The organism is Pyxidicoccus sp. M15, from assembly GCF_056858435.1.
This window is the reverse complement of the sequence record NZ_CM166495.1, coordinates 8423944-8442765: the sequence shown is the minus strand read 5'-3', so window position 1 is coordinate 8442765 and position 18822 is coordinate 8423944. Positions and strand designations below refer to the sequence as shown.

Annotated in this window: 24 protein-coding genes; 7 read left to right on the top strand and 17 right to left on the bottom strand. The window is 68.9% G+C overall.

Going from position 1 to position 18822, the window contains the following annotated elements:
• Window positions 1-68 precede the first annotated feature (68 nt).
• The 3 genes from ACX9TP_RS31220 to ACX9TP_RS31210 all read right to left on the bottom strand — a co-directional run bounded on the left by ACX9TP_RS31220 (window position 69) and on the right by ACX9TP_RS31210 (window position 1832).
• A complete protein-coding gene (locus tag ACX9TP_RS31220) occupies window positions 69-1058 on the bottom strand; it encodes a hypothetical protein (RefSeq protein ID WP_482974282.1) in 990 nt (329 codons plus the stop codon).
• 175 nt (window positions 1059-1233) lie between these two features.
• Window positions 1234-1452, bottom strand: coding sequence for a hypothetical protein (locus tag ACX9TP_RS31215; RefSeq protein ID WP_482974281.1), 219 nt, complete (start codon window positions 1450-1452; stop codon window positions 1234-1236).
• Window positions 1453-1490: 38 nt separating this feature from the next.
• Window positions 1491-1832, bottom strand: a complete 342-nt coding sequence (locus ACX9TP_RS31210; RefSeq protein WP_482974280.1) for a hypothetical protein — start codon at window positions 1830-1832, stop codon at window positions 1491-1493.
• Window positions 1833-3129: 1297 nt separating this feature from the next.
• On the opposite strand from ACX9TP_RS31210, the gene ACX9TP_RS31205 reads away from it, so the two are divergent.
• Window positions 3130-3777 carry a nuclease-related domain-containing protein gene (locus ACX9TP_RS31205; RefSeq protein WP_482974279.1) on the top strand — a complete coding sequence of 216 codons (648 nt, stop codon included), beginning with the start codon at window positions 3130-3132 and terminating at the stop codon, window positions 3775-3777.
• A gap of 31 nt (window positions 3778-3808) precedes the next feature.
• Here the strand turns inward: ACX9TP_RS31205 and ACX9TP_RS31200 are convergent, their stop codons facing one another.
• From ACX9TP_RS31200 to ACX9TP_RS31190, 3 genes are all read right to left on the bottom strand, one after another.
• A complete protein-coding gene (locus ACX9TP_RS31200; protein WP_482974278.1) occupies window positions 3809-5059 on the bottom strand; it encodes a hypothetical protein in 1251 nt (416 codons plus the stop codon).
• Between the two features lie 164 nt (window positions 5060-5223).
• Window positions 5224-6357, bottom strand: coding sequence for a hypothetical protein (locus ACX9TP_RS31195; RefSeq protein ID WP_482974277.1), 1134 nt, complete (start codon window positions 6355-6357; stop codon window positions 5224-5226).
• A gap of 172 nt (window positions 6358-6529) precedes the next feature.
• Window positions 6530-6940 carry a hypothetical protein gene (locus tag ACX9TP_RS31190; RefSeq protein WP_482974276.1) on the bottom strand — a complete coding sequence of 137 codons (411 nt, stop codon included), beginning with the start codon at window positions 6938-6940 and terminating at the stop codon, window positions 6530-6532.
• 485 nt (window positions 6941-7425) lie between these two features.
• Here ACX9TP_RS31190 and ACX9TP_RS31185 point away from each other — a divergent pair, with 485 nt between their 5' ends.
• Window positions 7426-7614 carry a hypothetical protein gene (locus ACX9TP_RS31185; RefSeq protein WP_482974275.1) on the top strand — a complete coding sequence of 63 codons (189 nt, stop codon included), beginning with the start codon at window positions 7426-7428 and terminating at the stop codon, window positions 7612-7614.
• 3 nt (window positions 7615-7617) lie between these two features.
• Here ACX9TP_RS31185 and ACX9TP_RS31180 read toward each other — a convergent pair whose 3' ends face one another.
• Together ACX9TP_RS31180 and ACX9TP_RS31175 are read right to left on the bottom strand one after the other, a co-directional pair.
• Window positions 7618-7866 (bottom strand): hypothetical protein, encoded by a 249-nt coding sequence (locus ACX9TP_RS31180; RefSeq protein WP_482974274.1) that lies wholly within the window; start codon window positions 7864-7866, stop codon window positions 7618-7620.
• A gap of 45 nt (window positions 7867-7911) precedes the next feature.
• Window positions 7912-8697 (bottom strand): hypothetical protein, encoded by a 786-nt coding sequence (locus ACX9TP_RS31175; RefSeq protein WP_482974273.1) that lies wholly within the window; start codon window positions 8695-8697, stop codon window positions 7912-7914.
• A 257-nt stretch (window positions 8698-8954) separates the two neighbouring features.
• On the opposite strand from ACX9TP_RS31175, the gene ACX9TP_RS31170 reads away from it, so the two are divergent.
• The 5 genes from ACX9TP_RS31170 (at window position 8955) to ACX9TP_RS31150 (ending at window position 12306) form a co-directional block, all read left to right on the top strand.
• Window positions 8955-9830, top strand: coding sequence for a C39 family peptidase (locus ACX9TP_RS31170; protein WP_482974272.1), 876 nt, complete (start codon window positions 8955-8957; stop codon window positions 9828-9830).
• Complete coding sequence (locus ACX9TP_RS31165; RefSeq protein ID WP_482974271.1) at window positions 9827-10777, top strand: tetratricopeptide repeat protein; 951 nt, start codon at window positions 9827-9829, stop codon at window positions 10775-10777. The genes ACX9TP_RS31170 and ACX9TP_RS31165 overlap by 4 nt, the downstream gene beginning before the upstream one ends.
• Before the next feature lie 3 nt (window positions 10778-10780).
• Window positions 10781-11722 carry a tetratricopeptide repeat protein gene (locus tag ACX9TP_RS31160; protein WP_482974270.1) on the top strand — a complete coding sequence of 314 codons (942 nt, stop codon included), beginning with the start codon at window positions 10781-10783 and terminating at the stop codon, window positions 11720-11722.
• A 3-nt stretch (window positions 11723-11725) separates the two neighbouring features.
• Window positions 11726-11998 (top strand): hypothetical protein, encoded by a 273-nt coding sequence (locus ACX9TP_RS31155; protein ID WP_482974269.1) that lies wholly within the window; start codon window positions 11726-11728, stop codon window positions 11996-11998.
• Between the two features lie 71 nt (window positions 11999-12069).
• Window positions 12070-12306 carry a hypothetical protein gene (locus ACX9TP_RS31150; RefSeq protein ID WP_482974268.1) on the top strand — a complete coding sequence of 79 codons (237 nt, stop codon included), beginning with the start codon at window positions 12070-12072 and terminating at the stop codon, window positions 12304-12306.
• Between the two features lie 121 nt (window positions 12307-12427).
• Here ACX9TP_RS31150 and ACX9TP_RS31145 read toward each other — a convergent pair whose 3' ends face one another.
• From ACX9TP_RS31145 to ACX9TP_RS31105, 9 genes are all read right to left on the bottom strand, one after another.
• Window positions 12428-12619 (bottom strand): hypothetical protein, encoded by a 192-nt coding sequence (locus ACX9TP_RS31145; protein WP_482974267.1) that lies wholly within the window; start codon window positions 12617-12619, stop codon window positions 12428-12430.
• A 132-nt stretch (window positions 12620-12751) separates the two neighbouring features.
• The gene (locus ACX9TP_RS31140; protein ID WP_482974266.1) at window positions 12752-13168 is read right to left on the bottom strand and encodes a hypothetical protein; all 417 of its coding nucleotides are present in this window, start codon (window positions 13166-13168) and stop codon (window positions 12752-12754) included.
• The gene (locus ACX9TP_RS31135) at window positions 13168-13530 is read right to left on the bottom strand and encodes a hypothetical protein (RefSeq protein ID WP_482974265.1); all 363 of its coding nucleotides are present in this window, start codon (window positions 13528-13530) and stop codon (window positions 13168-13170) included. The genes ACX9TP_RS31140 and ACX9TP_RS31135 overlap by 1 nt, the downstream gene beginning before the upstream one ends.
• On the bottom strand, window positions 13527-14558 hold the full coding sequence (locus ACX9TP_RS31130) for a hypothetical protein (protein ID WP_482974264.1): 1032 nt from the start codon (window positions 14556-14558) through the stop codon (window positions 13527-13529). The genes ACX9TP_RS31135 and ACX9TP_RS31130 overlap by 4 nt, the downstream gene beginning before the upstream one ends.
• Window positions 14555-14839 (bottom strand): helicase HerA domain-containing protein, encoded by a 285-nt coding sequence (locus ACX9TP_RS31125; RefSeq protein WP_482974263.1) that lies wholly within the window; start codon window positions 14837-14839, stop codon window positions 14555-14557. Before ACX9TP_RS31125 ends, ACX9TP_RS31130 begins: the two co-directional genes overlap by 4 nt.
• Window positions 14832-15713, bottom strand: a complete 882-nt coding sequence (locus ACX9TP_RS31120; protein WP_482974262.1) for a hypothetical protein — start codon at window positions 15711-15713, stop codon at window positions 14832-14834. The genes ACX9TP_RS31125 and ACX9TP_RS31120 overlap by 8 nt, the downstream gene beginning before the upstream one ends.
• A 31-nt stretch (window positions 15714-15744) precedes the next feature.
• On the bottom strand, window positions 15745-17424 hold the full coding sequence (locus ACX9TP_RS31115; protein WP_482974261.1) for an amidohydrolase family protein: 1680 nt from the start codon (window positions 17422-17424) through the stop codon (window positions 15745-15747).
• A 157-nt stretch (window positions 17425-17581) separates the two neighbouring features.
• Complete coding sequence (locus tag ACX9TP_RS31110; protein ID WP_482974260.1) at window positions 17582-18169, bottom strand: hypothetical protein; 588 nt, start codon at window positions 18167-18169, stop codon at window positions 17582-17584.
• A 125-nt stretch (window positions 18170-18294) separates the two neighbouring features.
• On the bottom strand, window positions 18295-18786 hold the full coding sequence (locus tag ACX9TP_RS31105) for a hypothetical protein (protein ID WP_482974259.1): 492 nt from the start codon (window positions 18784-18786) through the stop codon (window positions 18295-18297).
• Between the last annotated feature and the right edge of the window lie 36 nt (window positions 18787-18822).

The following is an 18822-nucleotide window of genomic DNA, read 5'->3' as shown; positions in this document are numbered from 1 at the left end:
CACACGAGACATCGCCACCAAGCAGCAGCGACTGACGTTGAGGTCAGCAGCGTCAACGTTGAGCTGCGTCACCAAGATACAAAGGTGCACATCCAATCACCCATGTCGTTGCAGGTGCAGGCCATCTTGCCGCTTGGCTTGAGAAGGCAGTTGGTGGTTTGTCCTTCAAAGCAACTTGGCAGGTGGTCGCACAAGTAGACAGCAGTAGCCCCAACCTCTCCCCCATGCGACGTCTCTTCGGCCTGCGCATCCGCCGCACTGCCGTCGGCGTCTACCCCACCACACCCCGCCAGCAGTCCTGCCACCAACACCGCTCCAAGAATTCCTCGCATGCATTCTCCTGGTTGTGAGACGTGGCGAGGATAGGCTGCCGCGCATGGGCTTTCGGAGCCGCAGCCTGTATGCAATGTCCTATGGCTTACACGGCTGCCTATCGACTTGAGCTGGCGCTGCATGAAGGACCGTGCTGTGCGAAATGGCGTAGGGACAGGAGGCTGATACTTCCGGCCGCCCTCCCGCGCCAGGGTGACGACGAGTTCCTGGACGAGGGCGCCCACCGCAGGCTCCGTGGCCCAGGGAAGCGCCGGCACGTACCACGCCGGCGCCTCGCCGTCGGCCCCGTCGAACACCTCCAGCCGGGGCGGCTGGGCGTCCTCCTGGACTACGCGGAGGCGCCCGGACAGCCAGCGCACCTCGGGGCCGAGGACGTCGTCCACGGGCCCCTCGTGCGCAAGCGCCTGGCGCTCCACGTCCTCCAGCCACCGCCGGCCATGCTCGGCGGACGGCGAGCGCAGCACCTGCCCCAGCTCGCAGTCCGGCATGTGCGCGTTGGCCACCTCGCGGCAGACGGGGCACGCGGGCACGGAACCGTCCTGCGAGTCCGCCCAGTGCTGCACCCGCTCGAGCGCGGTGACGAGCACGGTTAGCCCGGCGCGCTGCTCCGCGATGTGCCGCCGGAGCATGGCCACCGTGAGCGCGTGCCGCTCGCTCAGCTCGTCGAGGTACTTCTCCAGCTCCTCATCGGGAATGAGGGCGGAACGCGAGTCGCACTGCGGCATGGGCACTCCTGGCGAAAGGGCCCGGGCAGAAAGGGCGGGGAGATTGCCTCCCCGCCCGGGCAGGCGCCGTGCTCCGCGCCGCGAGAACAACCCCGCCGAGCCCATGCCCGGCGGGTGTGGTGGACGTCGCAGGCCAGAAAGCCGCGCCAGAGGGCCTGCCGCCACCACGACAGGATCAGTCGTCGTGCGTGCCGTCCACGCAGATGCGCCGGCCGCCCACCAGCAGCAGCTCCGCGGCGCACCTGCAGCTCTCACCGGGGGCGAGCTGGCGCGGGGGCGTTGGCTGCTCCGGGGGCTCCTCGCGCAGCTTGCGTAGGTCGCGCGCGAAGTCCTCACGGACGCGCTGGCGGCGCAGTTGCGCTGGCGTCTGGGCTGGGGGACGGGCTCTCCGCACGTGGACACCTCCACGCTGGAGAAGGGGCGCGCCGCAGCTCAGGCAGGCGGCACCGTGAAGCCTTCCACCTCGTGTTCCGGATGCTCGTCCTGGTGAGCCATGGCGCTGGTGGCATCCCCCGTCCACCCTTCGCAGGTGACGCACCGGTAGACGCGACAGCCACCGGTGAGGAGCTGCTCAGCGACGGCTGGCTGGAGGAGCAGCAGGTCCAGCGCACCGGAGCGGTGAGCGCGGGGAATGCCGGCGCGGACGAGTTGGGCCGCGAGGGCCTCTACGCGAGCCCACGCCCGGCGCGACACCCGGAGGCCGTCGATGCGCACCGTGCTGCCGGCGCGCGCCTTCCGGCGCTCCGGGCGCGTCTTCCTGCTGTCGTGGGGCACGGCGCTCTTCTATCCGATGTAGGAGAGCTGCTGCGTAGGGACTCCGGACCGCCGCATTCTGTTCGACATCCGGTGGACTGCCGACGTGACTGGTCCTCGCAGGTTTGGCGACGTGACAGATGCATTCGTGGGATTTGCTGAGCTGCTGCGTGCTGCACCGGTGGGAGCCGCTCGGCTTGTACTTCAGCGAAACGACAGGCGTTTTTGCCCGAGCGAAAGCCGCCGTCCAGCGGAGGCAACCGCAGGTGCGACCCGTCAAGTCGGCTATGAAAACGCCCAACCACTCAGGTCTGCACTGCGGCTGCATATTCCATGGGTGACCAAGCTATTGACGGCACGGACCCGAGTGGAGGATGGTCCGTTGTACCTGCCACGTCCATGGCAATGGTGCCGTGCCGCATGGCAGTGCAGGAGGCAGAGATGACGTCACGACGGCAGAAGCGGATGACCGGACGGAATACCGGGCCGCCAAAAAGGAAAAGCCGGGCTCAAGGCCCGGCCTTTCGAGAGAGTGGAGCGGCAACTCCCCTCACTCATGTCACTCCCACTGGCGAGCAGGATGGACAACTTGGGAGTTTAAACTCGCGCAATTCAAGCGTCAACGCTCCGCATTGCGCGGCGCATTGCGCGCAGTGCGGCCGCAGTGCAGCCGAGGTGGCTCCTCGGAAAAAGCGCAAGCCGCGTCGGCAGGCGCCCAGCCCCGTTGTTGAGCGGGCAACGTCGCTCCGGCTGCCCAACGGGCGGGTGTTGAGGGCCGTGGACTACGGCCTGCGGCACTTCCTCGTCCGGCGCAGGCTTGGCGCACGGTGGGACTCGCGGCGGCCTCGTCCTGAGCCGCCGCAGCAACTCGAGCTGGACTTCCGCCCACGCTCGCCGCCTAAGCGGATGAGAGCGCGGCGACGGAAGCAGCCGTAGCGCAGTACCAGGGGCTGCCGAGCCGGTTCGGTTTGGCAGCCCCTCTGCATTCTGGCAGGAGCCTTTTCAGCCAACTGCACTACCGACTCGGCCCCCGGGAACAGAGGCCCCGCGCCCACCTCCGGCGTGTGGGCGAGTCTCCGGATGGCCAGCGAGAGCAGGCTGACGCGCTCCAGCCGCGTGAGGCTGGCCACGTCGTCGAGGTAGACGGGGCAGCCTCCGGCGAGGACATGGTCCGCATCGTCCAACTGGAGGAGCAGCAGGTGTAGCGCGCCGGAACGATGATCTGAGGGGCTGACTGGACCCGCTGCCCGACGCCTGGCCTCACGCGCTACCGTCAGGCATTGCCGTGCCCGAAGAGGCACGTGGAGGAGGCAAGCCCATGTTCTTCAGGAAGCGGGAGCCGCAGCCCGAGCCGGTGGCCACGCGTACCGGGCGCCGGCCGGGGCAGAGCGCGCGAGCGAAGCAGCAGGAGCTGGCGGCGGACGCGCCCATCAAGACCTTCTTCACGCGGCTCCTCGACATCCACACCGACGAGCGGGCCTGGCGGCTCGGCGCGGACGGCGAAGAGCGCGTGGGCGCGCTGCTGGAGCAGCTCCGGCCTCAGGGCTGGCACGTGGAGCACGACGTGCGGGTGGGGAGCCGCGGCGCGAACCTGGACCACCTGGTCATCGGCCCGCCCGGCGTCTTCGTCCTCAACACGAAGGCGGTGAAGGGCAAGGTGTGGGTGGGCGGGCCCAACGTCATGGTGGACGGGTACCGCACGGACTACGTGGAGAAGCTGGAGTTCGAGGCCCAGCGCGTCCGGCGGTGCCTCCTGGGGGCCACGCGGCTGCGCTCGCTGTGGGTGCAGGGGTTGCTCGTCCTGGTCCACCGGAAGCCCGTGGTGAAGCAGCAGCCCCAGCACGTGGCCGTCATCCACTTCACCGAGTTGCTCCCGGGCCTCCTCGGGCAGCCGGTGAATCTCGGCCTGGACGAGGTGGCGGATCTCGCCGCCGCCGCGCGGCGCGAAGACACGTGGGTCGAGTAGGCAGGACGCACCGTCGCGAGCGGGCCTGCTTTTAGGCTTTGTCTTTCTTCTTGAGCGCCTCGATAAGCAATTGCACGAGCAAGGGCACCATATCCTTGTTCACAACGGTGTCCATCAGCGCAGGAGGTATATCCCCAGCCTTTTCGACGGGCATCTCTCGACCAAAGGTGCGTTGAGCCATCAGGCTGAGAAGTTCGTTCGACTTCTCCTTTGGCAGGGGCGCCATGAAGGGTGGAAGTGCTGCGAGTTCGAGGGCGGTCCTGCGCAGTTGCAGGTCCGCTTTGCGTGCATGAGCGGCCTGTGCTGCGGCGTAGCCTGCGATGAGGAAGAGAGGCGTAAAGACAGCGAGGCGGCCAACGATGCCCCAACTGGAGTCCCCCCGAAGGGAAGGGATTGCCACGAGAAGGACGGCCCAGGTCACCATGAGCGCCATTCCGATCAAGACAATCCGATTCCACCATATCATCTCACCCTTCGCGACTTCTGCCTCCTGCTTGAAGCCGGTGGATGTCCCATTGGCGCCGATGATGCCCAGCAGGTCGGTGGCCTCTTTGTCGTACCCCTTCAGAAGAGCCATTAGCGTCTCAGCGTCAAGGCGGAATTGGGAGTTTTGTTTCTGGTGCTCCTCTTGGAATTGGGCTCGTTGCTGCTGCGCTTCGCTGCGAAGGTCTCCAAAGAGGGTTTCGAGGTCCCCACGGGCTTTTTTGAGAACGTCTTGGCTCTCCTTCGAGTAGAGGGCCAAGCTCTCACGCAGTTCGGTGAACTGCGCGCTACGCATGCTCCTCAGGTCCTCGTCGTGCTCCTGTCGCGCAGTCCGAATCTCATTTCGCAACTGAGAAACAATCTCATCCTTGCCGGCGCGCAGCGAATCCAGTTCCGAGCGCATTTCCCGGACGAGGCGTTTCGCTGTTTGGTAATCAATGGCAATTTCTGTTTGTGCCTGCCTCGACAGGCGTTGTAATTGCGTGAACTGTTCCTGGAGGGTGGCTTTGACTACCTTTTGTGTTTCCGGATCAAGCGGCAGTTTGCTTGAGTTGACAGCCAAAAGAAAGTTCGCAGTGTTTTGAATCACTGACGACGCCGTGAGCAGCGTCGCATTTGATTCGTCGGCGTTGGAGTTCAAGATGAAGTGCCACTGCTCAATCATTTGGAGGAGTGGAACTTGAAGTTCACGCGGCACGATCTGATTATCGTTTTTTAGTGCCCCCTGAAGTGCTTCCTTCATGGAGTCCAGTGCGATTCTTGCCGGTAACTCAAAAGCTTTCTCGTCTTGCTTCGCCACGACATCCCCTCCAGAATCACCATCTGACCATTATCCTACACGTTGGGGGATGAAGCAGGGGAGGCAACCGGGCTCGTTTCCAAATGGCCACCTCATTTAGAACGCGGGACAGAGTGGGGCCGTTTTGCCCCAGGGGGCCGGAAGTCAGCGCTTGTGGCAGCCGTTCAGAACCCGCAGGTGTGAGTATTGGAAGCTGCGGAGTAGCGACAGTCGGTCGGCCTCGCGCAGAGCGGCGAGCACTGGTTGTTGCTGCCGGCGGGCAGTGTGCAGGTGTTGCAGAAGCACCCCGTCTGGTGGCCGAACGAGGTGACGAAGGTGGAGCAGAAGCCTGCCGAGGAGCTGGTGCTCGCGACGCAGTTGTTGGCCAGCAGGATGCCCAGGCTTTCAGCGCACGCGAAGTGCACCTTGGGCGTGGGGACGCTCGCGCCGTCCGCCGACGCGCACACGCCGTTGGCGTCGATGCTGCCGCAGGTGCAGGCGCCGTTGCCCGCGGAGTCGATGGTGCGGCACTTCCCCGTGCCACACGCCAGCGCGACGATGCCCTGCTGCGCGTCGCAACGTACCCACGTGTCCCCCGCGCAGTAGCCGTACTGGCTGACGCCGCCGCACGGCCCGCCCACCTTGATGCAGCGCTCTCCAGCCTGGTCCGGCACGTAGCCGGGATTGCAGCCGCAGGCGTCCGCGCTGGCGGTGCACGTGGAGTTGGACGGGCACGTCCCGCAGGTGCCCCCGCACCCGTCCGGCCCGCACACCTTGCCCTGGCACTGAGGGACGCAGACGCAGGCCCCAACGGTGTTGCAGGTGGTGCCCGTCCGGCACGTACCGCAGGTGCCGCCGCACCCGTCCGGCCCGCACTGGCGGCCGTCGCAGCGAGGCACGCACACGCACCGCCCGGACTGGCAGGCCTGCCCCGTACCGCAGGAACCGCACGAGCCGCCGCACCCGTCGTCCCCGCACGTCTTCCCGGTGCAGGAGGGCGTGCACGTGGCCACGCACTGCCCCGCAGTGGTGCACACCCGGCCGCCGGAGCAGGAGCCGCAGGTGCCGCCGCAGCCGTCCGCGCCGCACTGCCGGCCCGCGCAGTTGGGCGCGCACGTCCCGGCGTCACCTGGGCGCGTGCCGGCGTCAGCGGCGGGGCTGCCCCCGTCCACGGTGGGGGAGCCCCCGTCCCGGGCCGCCGGGGGCCGCTGCTCCTCCTCGTCGACTTCGACGTCAGTAGGGCCGCACCCCACCAGGGCAGCGGCAGCAAGCAGCGTCAGCAGGAAGCGGAGGCGGGCGCTCCAGGGGCGGGGAGGCATGGGTGTGTCCTTTCAGGGGCGCGGGCGCGGCCGGCGGGGAGACTTCGGACGCCCGTCCGTAGCAAGCAGGAGGCCGGGGGCGCCGCGCGCGCCGGGAGAGGGAAGTCGCCTCCGCCCATGGTGGCCGAGGCCGTCCGCCCCCCGGGACGGGCGTCCTGGCCCGGGATGCCGCTCAGGGGGCAGGGCGGATGCGCCCGTCTTCGCCCACGTGGAAGCGAAAGGTGCCGCGCCCCTCGCCGACGACGCCGAGCTGGTAGGTGCGGCCGGGCTCTAGGGGCAGAGCTGGCTGGAGCACCTCGAAGCCCTCCGGCGTCTCACCGTAAACGACGCTGCGCGGGCCCTGCGCCGCCTGGGCGGGGCGGGCGCGGGTGGCCCATACCTGCGTCCCGTCCTCGGCGAGGACGTAGACGGAGTCGTACCGCGGCGCCTCGCCGGGCTGCGCGGGCTCGCGGACGAGGAAGGCGGGGGCGGGGAGGCTCTCGTCCGGAAACGCGAGCTCCACTTCCAGGAGCGGCTCGCAGGCGCCCGCCAGCACCGCGAGCAGGAGGGGCAGGGCGTGGAGCGGCGCGCGTCGAAGGCCCACGACTACGGTGCCCCTCGGCCCGCGCGGACGTCTTCCCGGATGGCCGCGAGCTGCGCGGAGTAGTCCTTCCCGTTGACGATGAAGGGCTTCGGGGGCGTCCCGAGTGAACAGGGCTGGCCGGTCAAGTCCGCTGCCATTGTCCGCCGCGCTGATAGCCTGCCCTGATGGGAATCTGGCGGAAGCTTCTGGGGAAGGTCTCCGTGCGTGGCGCTGAACGTGAAGGGCAGACTGAGACGGTCATCTCCCCACTGTCACCCGAGATGGTGAGTACTGGAGGGCTCCCGCACCGCGCCATTGCCGGCACCCTCAGAGGCGCCCCCAGCGACCCGGCTGCATTCGAGGCAAACCCCGCGTTTGTCGAGCTGGTGCACGAGGTCGTCCGCGACTTCGCGCCACAAGACCAGGCCGCCCAAGCCGAAGCTCGCCGAATGGGCAGCGGGTGGCTCTACATCGTGGACCAACGGCGGTCTACTAGGATACCGCACGTGCCACCCGAGGACATCGTGGGGTACTTCCGGGTGGAGGGGGGCTGCATCCAGCAAGCGAGCTACACCCCCAACCCAGGCCACGTCGTCTACACGGAGCGCGGTCTCGTCCATCTCCCCGGGATGCTCCACGAGGCGCTCATCGCCCGTGCCGCCCAGGAGGGGCAGGCAGAGAAGGGGCCTCGGTGACGCTCAGGCAGAGGACTCGGCGAGGTGCTTCAGCACATGGGCCACCGCGTGGTGCGCCTCCACCAGAGCCCGCGCGGCCCGCGCGCCCAGCTCCACGAGCGTGGCCTGTTCCGCGTGCCGGTACTCCGTCCTCGCCCGGGCCAGCCGCGTCCGTGCGGCCGGACTGCCGTCCAGCCCGTGCGTCGCCTGCTGCAGCTCCAGCTCCGCTCTCCCCAGGCGCTCCGCGAGCGCCACCCGCCGACTCGTGTCCATGCCCGCAGCGCAGAGCAGGAGCCGCGCCGGGGAGGTGGCTACCCCTCATGACGCTGCGGGGAGGGAGCGCGCAGGCGCGCGAAGTCGCTTTGCCGTGTCGAACGCGTTCAGGAGCGAGAAGCCGACCTTCCGCCCCTCGGTGGCGTGAGCGTTGTAGCTACCGATTAGGTCGTTGATACGCTCACGAAGGATTCCGGCTTGCTCCAACATGCGCCCGCTTCGCCAGTCATTCAACGACGCTCCTGCCGTCTCGCAATCCGCAATGTAGCGCGGGAGATCATCTACAAGTCGGTGAAATGCCTCATCGAGAATTCGCGCGATGACGACGGATTGCTCCGCCGTGACACTCTCCGGCAACGCCATGAACAGCAGGCAGTAGGTGCGCATGACGTCACGTCGCGCAAAGAGTTCCGGCGGAATCTTCGCCTCAAGAAGATTGACGAGGTGCTCGATAGCATGAACAGCAGTATTCGAGTTGCTCTGCCCTGCGGAGAGCTGGTCTCTGACGAGCTTGAGCGCGGCGCTCGTTATGTCGGTGAACTGCGCCAGTCGTTCTTCATCGGCGCGAGCCTGTGCACGCTCACGGCGCCAGTGCCGTAGCTGGCGAACGGCAGCCCGAACGGGAACGAACAGGGTCGCAGCGGTGAGGACTCCGGCGCTGATGATGAGCGCGGGCGTCGAGTCTCTCACCGCGCTGAGAATGGCCGCTACTGCTCCAGCGGCGGTGAAGATGGCCGTAACCCTTTCGGGCCACGAAGAATGGGAGTGATGCGGCTCTTGGGTGGCCACGAGCCCAGCAGCAATGTAAGGGCCCAGCGGATTGGAAGACATGAAGCGCTCCTGATGTCGGTACTGCGAGAAGATACCCCATCACGGCCCATCCCCCATGCTGTGGCCTGCGCAGTGGCAACAAGTACCGGATGTGCTGGCGGTTGGCCTTCACCGAAGGGCTGGCGATGCCGTCTACGGCCACGGACGGACGTGCGGTACCTTGGACGGCGCAGGCGTCGCAACCCATGGACGGGACTGGCCCTGCTGTTGGCGACGCGCCTGCAACACTTCCCGGAAACCCCAACCGGGAGCACCCCGTGGACCCCATTCGCAGCACTACGCAGGCGCCGGCCTGTTTCCCTGAAGGCACCACCTCCCTGGAGGGCTCGACGGCCTCGTCGTCGGTGACGCCCTCCAGCTCCGCCACCGCCAGTTGCTCGGAGACAAGCGGCGGCAACCAGGTGGAGGCGTACGTCTGCCGCTACCCGGCGTCGTATGCCCTGCCGCCGCAGGCCGACTCCTCAGGACCGAGCTTCTCCGCGGCAACGCTGGCCCTGCTGGGCGGCGCTCCGCCAGCGGCCGCTCCGGCCGCGAGCTTCGCCCGAGCGGACGGCATGCCCTTCCCGACGTCCACGGATGGGACGCCCATGTACAAGCAGTCGGACGCGGAGTGGGGAGATGCCCGCCTCGGTGCCTCCGCCACGGCGCCCACCCTGGCCAGCCGCGGGTGTGCCGTCGCCTCCATGGCCATGGCCCTCTCGAAGCTCTCCGGCGAAACCCTCACTCCGGGCGCGCTGGATGCGCACCTGGACGCGAGCGCCGGGTATGTGGGCAGCGCCCTGGTGTGGGGTGCTGCGGGAGCTGCCACCGAGAAGCCTTTCTCCGTGGAGAAGACGACGACGTGGAGCCTGGACACCGTGACGAAGGAGCTCGAGGCGGGCCGTCCCGTGGTGCTCGGCGTGGACTACAAGACGGGCGGCAGTGGCGGCACCCTGGGGACGGACCACTGGGTGTGCCTGACGCGGAAGGAGGGGGACACCTACTACGCGAATGACCCGGCTACCGGCCAGGAGACGTCCTTCACGAAACAGGCGGACGGCACCCTCCTAGAGGTGGAGCCGAAAGCGGGGCAGGAGAAGCCGTACCGGAACTCGGGCGAGTTCACCACCTTCAAGGCTGCGGTGAGCGCGTGAGGACCTACATGCATACGAGCAGCGTCCTCCGCGTGCTGGTGGTCACCCTGGCCCTGGCCTTCGCTGGTCCCGCCCAGGCCGAGAAGTGCCCGCCGGTATTTCAAAACCTCTACGACCGGGCGGCGAATCTCTCCGCTCTCGGCCGTGATGCCGTCATCGATGACCTGCTTGGCGAGATGGAGCGAGCGATAGGGGATGAGTCCCCTATCGCCTGTCGCCTCATTCTCGCGGGCGCCTTCTCCGCGCGCTCTGCCGCAGAGGGAGTCTCACCGATTGAGCGCCGACACCTCCGTGAGCGCGCGGAGGCCGAGCTGGAAAAGGTGGTGGAGCAGTACCTTTCCGAGGGCAACAAGGCCGACGCTCATTCGGTCCTGAAGGTGCTGGCGGACTTCCTAGAAAAGGGAGGCCAGTACGAGCTGGCGGCTGACGCCTACGCGCGGATGAGTCGCCTTGAGCCGGCCAACCAGATGCTGCATGGAGACCGGGTCCGCCTTCTCCTGAAGTCAGGGCGTGCGGAGGCTGCGGTGGATGCAGCAAGGGAGTGGGTGCGGGTGGCGCCTCAGGACTGGTCCGCCAAATACTCGCTAGGCCAGAGTCTTGAGGCTGCGGGGAAGGAGGCGGCGGCTCTCGAAGCGTACACTGCCGCCGTCGCACTCGCAGAACACTCCGGCCTCCCTCTCCTCGCCCGAGCGACATTGCTGGGGCGGATGGGCAAGTGGGAGGAGGCACACGGCGCCTTCACGCACGTGGAGGGACGCTACCGAATCCTCGGGGAGTACGGCCGGGCTGTTTGTCGCTTGAAACTCGGTGACGCGAAGCTTGCCCGCGAGCTGGTTGCGGTGTTCGAGAGCGGCGGAGAGGTGGCACTGGCGCGCCGACTGCGCGCTCTGCTCAAAGCGCCACGCAGCGTGCCCGTGCTGGGCTTCCCTGCCTACGAGGAGAAATAGCCGATGCGACTCGCCATTCCTTCGAGGGAGCTGCGCGGTGCCGCGCTGCTGGCATACCTGTCGTTGCTCCTCGCCGGTCCGGCCTACGCGGGCGAGGACTGTGCGACTGAGGCCGTCCTGGCGGTGACGCGCGCCGAGAAGCTGTCGGGTGCCGCTCGCACCGCCGAGCTGGACAAGGCCCTGGCCTTCCTGGACAGCCGGGTGGGCGAGGCGTCCCCCATGGAGTGCCAGCGCCTGCTGGGCGCCGTGCTGATGTGGCGCGCGAAAGTGGAGGGCCTCACGCGTGATGCCCAGCGCGCCATGCGCGAACGCTCCATGGCCGTCCTCGAGGTGACCGCGAACGTGTACCCAGAGGACACGGCCACGTGGCAGTTGAGGGCTCAGGTGGAGGAAGAGTCCGGGCTGTACGCGAGGGCCGCCAACACCTGGCACTCACTAGCTCTGCTTCAGCCCCACAATTTGCGTGCCCACGCCGCACGCGTCCGTCTCCTGGTGCAGGCCGGCAAGGCTGAGGATGCGCTCGCCGCTGCGCGCGAGTGGGTACATGTGAAGCCCTGGGACTGGGAGGCCCACCTTGCCCTGGGCCTGCGTCTGGAGGCCGCGGGGATGATGAAGGAGGCGCTCACCGAGTACCGCCAGGCCACAACGTTGGACGAGGGTGTCGATAACGCCCCCCTCGCGCTCGGCGCGCTGCTGGCGAAGCTCGGCCGGTGGAAGGAAGCCGAGGCAGCCTTCGCGAAGGTGGACGCCGTCGAGTACCTGCTCGGCTGGTACAGCCGGGGCGTGTGCCGGGTGAAGCAGGGAGACCTGAAGGGGGCGCGTGCCTGGGTGGCGAAGCTGGAGACTCAGGAGGGGGGAGGCGCGCTCGCCCGCCGACTGAAAGCGCTCATCAAGTCACCGGGCACCTCGCCCATGCTGGGACTGCCCGCGTACGCGGAGCCGTGAGGCTTGCGGGAAGCCGTCGCTGCGGTGCTCGCCCGAGTGCTGGCTGGCGTGCCGGTGCAGGCCGGCTATCTGGAGGCCCAGGCCGGCGTGTCCTCCCTCACGGGCGCCTACGCGCGCCTGGAGGCGGGGGCGCGGCTCCGGCCGGACCTGAGGCTCTTCGCCTTCGCCGCGGCCAACCAGCGCGAGCGCATGGCAGGCGCGGATGTGAGGTGGACGTCCCGGGCGGGCCATCGCACGTCATGGCTGTGGGGTGTTGTGCGGTGTGGGAACACATAAATAGGGAAAGGAAGCGGCGAATTCTTCAGGCCTTTTTGGCCATGGTTCACCGTCTAGAAAGCGTCTATCCCGTGGACCGCATCATCTTCCAGCAACCCTCCCTGTGGCTTCTAGCTTCCGCCGTCGCCGAGCACTGGTCCCGTTCGGACGACCTGTTCAAGTTCGCGGCTCTCTTCAAGACGGATGGGCGGCTTCGACTTTCGGAGAGCGCGGCGGACGCCGCCATGTGGAACCGGCAGGTCGCTGGCTACCTTGAAACCCACCTCATGAGTCGATTGAGCGGCCAGCGTCCGCGGGGCCAAGCGTAACGGGGCGACTCGGCTCACCCGGAGTGGTTCTGGGGTGGGCCGCCGTCTTATCCCATACCGGCATCGAGCGCGGCGATGGCTTCGTCCACTATGCCGGCGGCGCGCTCGACGTGTGGCCCGGCTACTCCCCTGCCGGTGGCCGCCGGTCACGCTCGGCCAGCATGGCGTCGGCGTGCCGGTAGGCATCTTCGGCGTTTAGGTCGTTCTCGGCCTCCCGCCATGTTCTCCCCATCATCATGCCCACCATGGCCAGCCCGGCGAACACGTCTCGCACCGTCATCTCCGCCATCAAGGGCTGCTCCGTCTCAGACATTTTCATCTCCAGACATGTGAGCCGAATCGCTCGCAGCCATGGAGCCATGTGGTGTGTGCGGCGTCCACGATTTCGCTGCCCGCCACGTCCAGCACCGGGCAGCCTGCGTTGTTCACGTAACCGAGATAGGGTTTACCCGTGCAGTCCAGGAAAGAGCGGCCCCGGGCCGACCTCCGGCGTGTGGGCCAGTCGCCGGATGGCGAGCGTGAGAAGGCCGATGACTTCCAGCCTCGTGAGCCCGCCCACGTCCTCCCAGGCGGTGAGGCCCAGGCCGCCGATGCTGGGCGGCACCATGGCGCGGGTGGCCTCTGCGTGTGCCTCGCGCCAAGCGGCCAGCTCGCGCGGCGGCGGGGGCGGGCCCTCGGCGAAGGGGTTGGCGAGCTGCTCCGGCGTCGCGTCGAAGCGGACGTCGTCCAGCATCTTGTCGAGCTGCACGCGGGCCTTCTCGGACAGCTTCAGCGTACGCCGCGCGGCATCCAGGCTCGGCCAGCCCGCGGCGACGCGGTGGCGCAACTCCTCGAGGGCGGTGGTGAGGGTGTGCCGGAGCATCAGCGCGCTCCCGGCTGCCACGACGGCATGCTGAGCTGCGAGTACACGTGCCGCTCGCAGCTCCAGGCGAAGAGCTGTTGCAGCGCGGCCCAGGTGTCTGCGGGGCAGGGGAAGCGCCTCGCGCCGCGCTCCAGCTCGCCGAGCACCACTGCGGAGACGCCCCAGCCGGCCGCCACCTCTTGGAGGCCCAGGCCCAGCATGACGCGCCAGTCCCGGAAGAGGCGGCCGTCCCGCTCTCGCTCCTCGCGGGCACCGGACTCGACGAGTGCGCCGATGGGCCCCTCATGGGCGGTGCGCGGGTAGGGCGGGCACTCCTCCAGCGTGAGGCAGCAGCGCCAGGGTGAGAGCGGGGCGCAGCTCATGGCGTTGCACCTCCGGGCCATGAGGCGTACCAGCAACCGCCCTGGCCATCGCCGCGGAGAGCGATGGGCACCTGGTGCGCGTCCGGCGGGCGCGGGCTGCCGCCCCAGCAGGTGACGTGGTACATGCGCTCCGGCCCCAGGGCACGGTGCACCTCGGCCATCGAATGCCACGCACCATCCGCGAGGAGCGCCCGAAGGCGCTTCGCAGCTGCGTGCAGGTCCTCGCCGGGGGCGTCCTGGCGCTCGGACGGCGTGGCCGCCGGGGTGGGCACCGGCGCAGCTGCAGGTGCTGCGCGCTCCGCAGGGACCGCGTCGCCGAACAGGCCGAGCTGCTCGACGTGGAGCATGGGCGGTACCGGCCGGTTATCCACCACGGGCGGCGGATGGGCAGGGGGCACGGGCGGTGCCGGCGGCTCCTCGCGGACAGGCGCAGCGAGGGGGAGTGCGGCGGGCACCGGGTACACCTCGGGCCGCCAGATGCCGTCCCGGGCCAAGCGCGCCCGCTCACGCAGCTCCGGCAGCAACCCCACGTCCACGGGCGCCAGGCGCTGCATGGACGCGGCCGGCAGCGGCTCGAACACCTGCACCTCCTCCAGCCACCACGCCACGGTGCCCCGGCTCTCCACGCCGCGGGGCCACCACCACGCGTCCCGGCCGAAGGCCCGGGAGTCGTTGCCGACGGTGGACACCTCGGCGAGTCGGGCCACGGCCACGTAGCAGCCGGCCGGGAGGACGTCGCCAGCGGGCGCCTCCAGGCCGTGCGCCTTGCGCAGCCACTCCACGGCGGCCGCGTCGTACTCGCGCGTCGCGTAGAGGGCCAGCCAGCACCCCAGCACCGTGTCGGGCGGGAGGACGGAATGCCGCCGCTCCGGGACGCCAGCGCGGGCGGGCTCCAGGTCCTGGGGATACACGCTCCACATGCCGTGGTGGGTGAGGGCCCACGTCCAGGGCCGGGCGAGGGGCAGGTGGAAGACGCCGCGTCCCTCGCGCGTGTACCGGACAGGGCCTCCGAGGCGCGCGCAGCTCATGGCCGGAAGTCCTCCGGGCACACCGGGCGCTCAGCGTCCGCGCGGGCGTGCTGCACGAGGGCGACACCGGCGCCGAGCAACGCGGCGAGTCGCAGCCCCCACCAAGTGCCTACCGGGTCCAGCACCACCACCTGCGCGCCCGCGTCCAGCATGCCCTCGGCCAGCTTGCTGGCGCCGTACGTCTTCCCCGCGCCCCGGCGGGCGAGGAATGCGAACGTCTGCGTCACCGCGTCGAGCGGCAGCAGCAGCTCCTTCGACAGCTCAATGCTTTTCTCAGCCACGTGCGGAGCCCTCCTCGGGGCGAGGCGCGGCCTCCACGGCCGGCGCGTCCACGTCGAGCGACAGGGACAGAAGCGTGTCGTGTGCGCAGTCGAGTGCATCGGCCACGTCGGGCTCGCCACCGCGCCGGGCTTCGTCGGCCAGGTCGGCCAGCGTGCGCAGGTACCGCGCGCGGACATCCTCGGCGCCGAGCTTCGCGGCCTCACGCACCGCCCAAACCAGCACGCGGAAGGCGTGGTCCCCGGGCGTGCAGACCGTGTGCTGCTGCTGAAGCCGCAAGAGGGCGGCATTGGCCCCCGTCACCTCGCCGTGCTTGGCGGCCGTGTTGAGCGCCAGCCGCACGGCCCGCCAGTCCACGTCTTGCCCCTCGGTGGACGGCAGCGCCAGCGGGGGCACAGCGGGCGTCGGCGTCGGCGCGATTCGGGCGCGCGGGGCAGCGTCCGGGACTGCCACCTTCACCAGCATGAGACGCGCCACCGCGGCGTCCACCAGCGCCTCGTCCTCGGCGGAGAGCGGCCCCTCTTTTTCGCGCACGGGCTGCGCCAGTTCCCGGGCCAGCTCGGCCAGGTACTCCGCGAGGGCAGGGTGCTCGCGCCGGTAGCGCTCCAGCGCGCCGGCCGGGTCCTCCTCGACGGCGAAGGCGAAGAGCACGTCGTCGCGCGAGTCCTGCTCCGGCGGCGCAGTGCGCCCGGCACGCTCGTTGAGTCCTGCGTGCGCCAGCTCGAGGGCAGCCTGCAGCTCCAGCACCTTCGACTGGAGCTCGTCGTACTCGCGGGACAGGTCGCGCACCTGCTCGCGGGCCGCGTCGCGCGTCACCTCGTCCTGCGCGGCGGCGAGTTGCACGCCGGTGGCCACCTGGTCCAGCCGGGCCTCCAACTCGGCCGCCCGCGCATGAGTCAGGGGAGGGCTACGGCGCGGGAGCAGAAACCGGCAGCGCGAGCTCGCCCTTGATGACCGTCTTCAAGATAGTCGCCGTGTGGAGGTCGTCCGGGTTGCCACTGAAGATGTTCTTGCTGATGACGACGTACGAGCCGTCCTTGCCCGGCTCCAGCGTGCCGATGTTGGACAACCTGCGGACCTCGGCGGAGCCACGCGTGAAGACCTCCACCGCTTCCGCCACGGTGAGGCGCTCCTCCGGGCGGGCCTCCTCCACCATCCGCCGAATCTGCCGAAGCGGCGCCTCCGGCGCGGAGAACGTGTCGCCACCGGCACCGATGCGGAAGCCCTCGCGCTTGAGCGTCGCGAAGATCTCGGCGCGATTCAGTTCTCGCGGGTCGTGGTAGGGCACCATGTAGTCGAGGAAGGTGAGGTGCGGCGGGTTGACGGCAATGTCTGCCCCCACCGCGCGCAACAGCAGGCGCGACGCCTTGTCGGACATCGCCAGGTGCTCGACGCTCAGGCACAACCGCTTCCCGGTGTCCAACTCCACGGCCGCCGCCACGAGGGCAATCTGACGCGCGGCCCTGGGACCCCAGGCGTGAACCATGAGGCACTGCCCGTTCACCAAGGTGGAGCGCATCCGGGCCTCCAGCTCCTGGTTGCTCAGGTTGAGACGCCCGCGCCAGCCGGGGCCTACGCTGGGGCAGAGGTCCGTGTTGACGTACTCGTAGTCGGACGCGCCACCGCAGGCTGCGATGGCACCATCTGCAAAGGCTTTCACCCACTGGATGCGTCCCTGGCGCTGGACGCGACGGTCGGGACACCGCTCTGTGGGCGACAGCAGGAGGCACGCGGTGTCCAACTCAACCGGATGCTGGACGGAGTCGACGATGGGCATCGTCTCCGCCGCGAAGCCGTCGAAGGGAATCTCCAGCGCGTAAATCATGCCCTGCTGGAGTGCGGTGTTGAGCCACACCCTGTACTGCTCCCGCTTCGTCTCGACGGGGATGCGGCTTCCCGTCAGGCGGAAGAAGGGAATCTCGGCCATCTCTTGGATATGGCCGTCGGCGGCGCCTGAGGGCAGGCGGCCCAGGTATCCCATGTACGGGTCCGGCGAGCCCACCCCATACCCGAGTCCAGCGGCGTTGAACGCTGCCTCGTTGGCGGTCACCCCATGGCCCTCCAGCGCCTGGAAGGCCACCACTGGGTTGAGCGGCGCTGCTGCGGTGAGGTCTCCGCGGGGGAACCGGCCACGGCTCCCGATGATGAACCGCGGGCCCACGAGCATCACCATGGGGTCGTTGGGGGCGAAGTAGTGGGCCGCGCAGAACGCGGCGGCGTCCACCGCCTCCTGGTACTCGGGGTCGATGTTCATCTTGAGGGTGCCCGGGAAGTACACCGGACACACATCCTCGGGCGCGAACGGCGGGCGCATGTGGTCATGAATCGAAATGAACCCCGGCGTGACCACGGCGCCGGTTCTGCGCTGGTCGTCCACGGTGGTGCTCGGGCCGACGTACGACTGGATGCGGCGCGCGCTGCCGCTGGCAATCACCTTGCCGTCCTTGACGGCAAGGGCTTCGACTCGCTGGGCGCCAGGGGCGCGTGCCGACGTGTGGATGTCCCCGTAGACGACGAGGTCTGCCGGGGGCGGGAGAGCACTGCTGGGGGTGCTCGCGAGGGCCGCGAGCAACAACGGGGCGAACATGTACATCTCCTGTTGGGGCTGCTGCTGGACCGAGACCGCGTGCCGGAGGTGCGCCGGCGCGCACGTCGTTACGTGCGCTGCTGCTCCGCGGTGGTGATGCGGTGCTGCGGAAGCGGCACGGGCGGCGATGTGCCGGCCGCCCGTGCACGAGGCCGGGCTACGGAACCGGCAGGGGCAACGCTTCCTTCGCGGCGATGGCGATGGCGATGGCGACTGCCAAGGCGACGTCACGCGCCGTGAGGTCGGCGTCCTTCAGCTTCTCAGCGCGCGCTGAGTACTTCTCCGTCACCGTCCGCGCCTGGGGTAGGCCCGTGGTGTTGCGCTTGATGAACAGCGCCACCAGCTCCGCGCCGCGGTTTGACGGCGCCCCGGGCGGGTTGCGGCACCACCCCTCTTCACGCGCCCGGTAGTGGGCGAGCGCGTCGGGCAACCCCTTCATGTCGTCAGGCGTCAGCCCGGGAGGAGGATTCAGCATCAGCTCCTGGACGAAGCCCGCGCCGAGCTTGGCGAGGGCGCATTGAATCTCCTCTTGGGTGAGCGGGTTCTTCGGCCCCACGTTGACGTGGTTGCGGAAGGCGCTCTGGAGTGTGGCCAGAAGACGCGCTGAGTTCGTGAACACGGTCCGCGCGAACACCTGGCGCAGCCCGGGAATGGAAGTTGCCTCGGTCAGCGGCGGGGTGCTCGCGAGCGCGAGGTGGGGCCAGCTCAGGATGAACAGCAGGAACAGCGAAAAGGATTTGCGCATGACGTGACCTGCGTGGGGACTGCGGGCTGGACCGAGACCACGGGCCGGACTCGAACCGGCGCGCACGTGACGTGCCCTGCTGCTCCGTGGTGGGGTGCCGGAGGCGCTTCGGCGGGCGGTGGCCGTCAGGCCGGCGTCAGCGCCTGGACGTCGCTCGCCGGGAGGCTGGGAGCGCTCGCGTCCAACCCCAGAGCGGTGAGCACCTCGGCAGCCGTGACGCACACTGCGTCCGCCATCAGGTACATCAACTCCGGCTGCGTGCCGGGCTCCAGTAGGACGACGGACCGCCGCCCGGCGCCGGCCGCCCAGCCGAGCTCGAGGTGCGCGCTCTTCCCGCACGGGAGCACCAGGACGCACGCGTCGGCGGCGGTCAGCGCCACCATGTCGCGCTCGAAGAACTGGCGCGCGAGAGGGTTCTTCGTCAGCACGTCGCGGAACGTCTCCGTGTTCCACGTCCGGTGGTCGCCCTCGCCCAGCAGCTCCCATGAGGTGAACCCCTCGCGGCCGTCCGGGTCCTTGCGGAAGTCGTAGACCTCGCACCCGGCCGCGCGTAGCAGGCGCACCATGGCCTGCTGCCGCTCCTCGTTCCTCCAGCTCGACGCGACGTAGACCTTCATTCGTGACCTCCTCTGCGGCGCTGCATGGGGACTGCG

Bases quoted from the DNA above. Each gene is read 5' to 3' on its own strand.
- ACX9TP_RS31145 (WP_482974267.1), bottom strand. From the start codon at position 12,619: ATGTCTGAGACGGAGCAGCCCTTGATGGCGGAGATGACGGTGCGAGAC.
- ACX9TP_RS31220 (WP_482974282.1), bottom strand. From the start codon at position 1,058: ATGCCGCAGTGCGACTCGCGTTCCGCCCTCATTCCCGATGAGGAGCTG.
- ACX9TP_RS31110 (WP_482974260.1), bottom strand. From the start codon at position 18,169: ATGCGCAAATCCTTTTCGCTGTTCCTGCTGTTCATCCTGAGCTGGCCC.
- ACX9TP_RS31115 (WP_482974261.1), bottom strand. From the start codon at position 17,424: ATGTTCGCCCCGTTGTTGCTCGCGGCCCTCGCGAGCACCCCCAGCAGT.
- ACX9TP_RS31130 (WP_482974264.1), bottom strand. From the start codon at position 14,558: ATGAGCTGCGCGCGCCTCGGAGGCCCTGTCCGGTACACGCGCGAGGGA.
- ACX9TP_RS31205 (WP_482974279.1), top strand. From the start codon at position 3,130: ATGTTCTTCAGGAAGCGGGAGCCGCAGCCCGAGCCGGTGGCCACGCGT.
- ACX9TP_RS31135 (WP_482974265.1), bottom strand. From the start codon at position 13,530: ATGAGCTGCGCCCCGCTCTCACCCTGGCGCTGCTGCCTCACGCTGGAG.
- ACX9TP_RS31140 (WP_482974266.1), bottom strand. From the start codon at position 13,168: ATGCTCCGGCACACCCTCACCACCGCCCTCGAGGAGTTGCGCCACCGC.
- ACX9TP_RS31105 (WP_482974259.1), bottom strand. From the start codon at position 18,786: ATGAAGGTCTACGTCGCGTCGAGCTGGAGGAACGAGGAGCGGCAGCAG.
- ACX9TP_RS31160 (WP_482974270.1), top strand. From the start codon at position 10,781: ATGCGACTCGCCATTCCTTCGAGGGAGCTGCGCGGTGCCGCGCTGCTG.
- ACX9TP_RS31195 (WP_482974277.1), bottom strand. From the start codon at position 6,357: ATGCCTCCCCGCCCCTGGAGCGCCCGCCTCCGCTTCCTGCTGACGCTG.
- ACX9TP_RS31175 (WP_482974273.1), bottom strand. From the start codon at position 8,697: ATGTCTTCCAATCCGCTGGGCCCTTACATTGCTGCTGGGCTCGTGGCC.
- ACX9TP_RS31180 (WP_482974274.1), bottom strand. From the start codon at position 7,866: ATGGACACGAGTCGGCGGGTGGCGCTCGCGGAGCGCCTGGGGAGAGCG.